The following is a 2,771-nucleotide window of genomic DNA, read 5'->3' as shown; positions in this document are numbered from 1 at the left end:
CCAGGCCCCGCTCGCGGAACTTCAGGAACAGCCACTGCGTCCAGCGGTAGTACTCGGGGTCGGAGGTGTTCAGGGTCCGGCTCCAGTCGAAGCTGGTGCCGAACTTCTTGCAGGACTCGGTGGAGATGGCGATGTTGGCGTACGTGAACGTCGCCGGGTGCTCGTTGTCCCGGATCGCGGCGTTCTCGGCGTTCAGCCCGAACGAGTCGAACCCCATCGGGTTGAGCACCTCGTAGCCGCGCAGCCACCAGTAGCGCGCCAGCACGTCGTGCAGCGCGAACACCTCGGCGTGCCCCATGTGCAGGTCGCCGCTGGGGTAGGGGAACATCGTCAGCGCGTAGCGCTTCTCGCGCGGGGAGTCGTCGTGGGCGCGGAACGGGTCCAGGTCGGCCCACACCCGCTGCCACTTCTCCTCGACCGCGGCGACGTCGTAGCGCTCGGCCTCGGCCCCCGCGTCGTCCCGGGGTCCGGTGGTCTCGTCGGTCTGGCTCATCTGTCTCTCACGTCCTTGCCTGCGCGATCCGTCCTGGCATGAAAAAACCCCTCGCATGGAGGGGTTGCCGCGCCGACGGCTCTGCCGATGGGCAGTGGTCAGCGCGGCTGTCCAAGAAGCTCGGACCGGGTGGTCATGAACCCATGCTAGCGCTTGGTGCGACCATCGGTGACCTCGCGGTGATGTCCGTGCAGGTCATCTCGACGACCCACGTCGCCGGAGCGATGTCGACGGCCACCCGGTCGGCGCCCGCGCGGCACTCGCGCTCGGCCGCGCTGATCTCCGCAGCCCATCCCCGGTAGCCGCTGCGGGTGTTCGGCTCGGGGTCGACGTTGACGATCCCGAGGGCCGCGAGGCCCACGAGCGACCCGGTGGCCAGCACGACACCCAGCCGGCCGGGCCGCCGTGCCCAGCGGTCGGCGACGACGACCACCGCGGCGAGCGCGAACATGCTGGGCACCAGCGCGTAGCGCAGCGGCGCGGCGTGCGACAGGGTCTCGACCGGGAGGTCGGAGAACGCCAGGAACGTCCGGAAGTTGAGGGTCAGGCCGGCGACGAACGGCACGACGGCTCCCACGAGCAGGGTCCCGGTCAGCACCAGGTCGTCACCGGTCCTCGTGCCGCGCACGAGCAGCGCCAGTGCCACGAGGAAAGGCAGGGAGGCCAGCACCACCAGCGACCATCCGTGCTCGACGAGCACGTCACCGACCCCGCCCGTGGCGGGGAGCCAGGTCTGCAGGACGACGTGCAGCCCGTAGCCCTGGACCAGGTCCGCGAGGGAGGGCGTCCCCGTGTCCGCCGCCGCGGCGTCGCGCCCGGTGCTGAGGTAGACGACGAGCTGTGCGGACAGCCCGGCCAGGAGCCCGACCCGCATCGGTGCCCGGAACGGCTGCCGGAGACCGACCAGCAGCAGGGGGACGAAGAACACGGACTGGATCTCGCTGAGACCGACGACCAGGAGCACCGCGCCGAGCACCCAGCCCTGCCCTCGCGAGGCGGGGCGGAACAGGAGCACCCAGGGCGTCAGCCACAGCAGGAGCCAGTGCAGGTTGGCGGTGTTGCCCAGCACCTCGGCGGCGGCCGTGGGCACCAGCGCGGTCACCAGCGCCAGCGCGACCCGGGCAGTGCGGAGCTGCAGCACGTCGCGGCTGCAGACGTAGACCAGCGCGGCCACGGCACCGACGACGACGCAGCACAGCGCCGTGACGGCCACGGCGAAGTCCCGGATCGGCAGCAGGACGGCGACCTCGACGATCGCCCGGGGCAGGACGTGCAGGTAGCCCTGGTACGGGTCGACCAGCGCCACGAGGGGCGCGGATCCCAGCCGGTCCTCGAGGAACAGCCCGTCCTCGGCCCACACGACCCCGCGCGTCCGGTTCTCGAGCCTGACCCACGCGATGACCGCGGCGAGCGACCCGACCGCGAGCGTGAGCCACAGGTCGCGGCCGAAGAGACGCCGTCTCGCCGCCTGACGCACGCGCAGACTCTAGGGCGTGCCGCCCTCGATGGTCAGCGGGAGCAGACCGTGCACCTGGTCGACGAGGGTCGGGAGCGCGTCGTCCTCGCCGAGGGCCTCACCGAGCAGAGCGGCATGGAAGAGCCCGTCGAGCATGCCGTAGGCCGCGGCCGGGCTCAGGGCCGGCGTGGCCGAGCTCAGCTCGGCATAGCGGTCGATGACCCGCCAGACCATGTCCTCGAGCGTCTGGTCCACGTAGGTGACCGCAGGTCGGAGCCGGTGCTCGAACATGCTCTGGGCGCGGATGTCGTACCAGAGCCGGTGCATGGGGCCCTCCTCGACGATCGTCTCGACGAGCTTCGCCGCGAACGCCTCGCGCAGCTCGTCGGGCCCGGTCGAGTCCGCGATCACGGCGTCGTAGCGGGTCACGCACTTCGCCTTGTAGTAGCGGATGCAGTAGTCGATGAGGTCGAGCTTGTCGTCGAAGTAGTAGTGCAGGACGCCGTGGCTGAACGGGGAGTTGGTGGCGATGTCGCGCAGGCTGGTGCGCGCGTACCCGAGCTCACCGAGGGTCTTCAGGGCCGACTCGGCGAGCTGCTCGCGCCGTTCGTCGTACCGGTCCACGGGGGACCGCCGGACACGCGCGGCCGAGGGCGGTGGGGTCACGGGAGCCATCGTCGGCGGGAACTTGACAACCGTCAAGCACTATTTGGACACTTGTCATGCTCCGTCTGGACCACTGTCAAGACGGACCCCCGCGTGCGATCCTCGAGGTCGCGCACCCAGGCGGGATGGGGACGCCCACCCCCCACTGTCCCCATC

Annotated in this window: 3 protein-coding genes; all 3 read right to left on the bottom strand. The window is 70.7% G+C overall.

What is annotated here, in order from left to right:
• Positions 1-493, bottom strand: a 493-nt coding sequence (locus tag JHD21_RS21740; protein WP_292679631.1) for a class I tRNA ligase family protein, incomplete at its 3' end; no start/stop codon positions are given.
• 133 nt (positions 494-626) lie between these two features.
• On the bottom strand, positions 627-1,970 hold the full coding sequence (locus JHD21_RS21735) for a hypothetical protein (RefSeq protein ID WP_292679630.1): 1,344 nt from the start codon (positions 1,968-1,970) through the stop codon (positions 627-629).
• 9 nt (positions 1,971-1,979) lie between these two features.
• On the bottom strand, positions 1,980-2,615 hold the full coding sequence (locus JHD21_RS21730; protein WP_292679629.1) for a TetR/AcrR family transcriptional regulator: 636 nt from the start codon (positions 2,613-2,615) through the stop codon (positions 1,980-1,982).
• Between the last annotated feature and the right edge of the window lie 156 nt (positions 2,616-2,771).

Source organism: Nocardioides sp., from assembly GCF_016462705.1.
Taxonomy (GTDB): Bacteria; Actinomycetota; Actinomycetes; order Propionibacteriales; family Nocardioidaceae; genus Nocardioides.
This window is presented reverse-complemented; position numbering and strand designations above follow the sequence as displayed.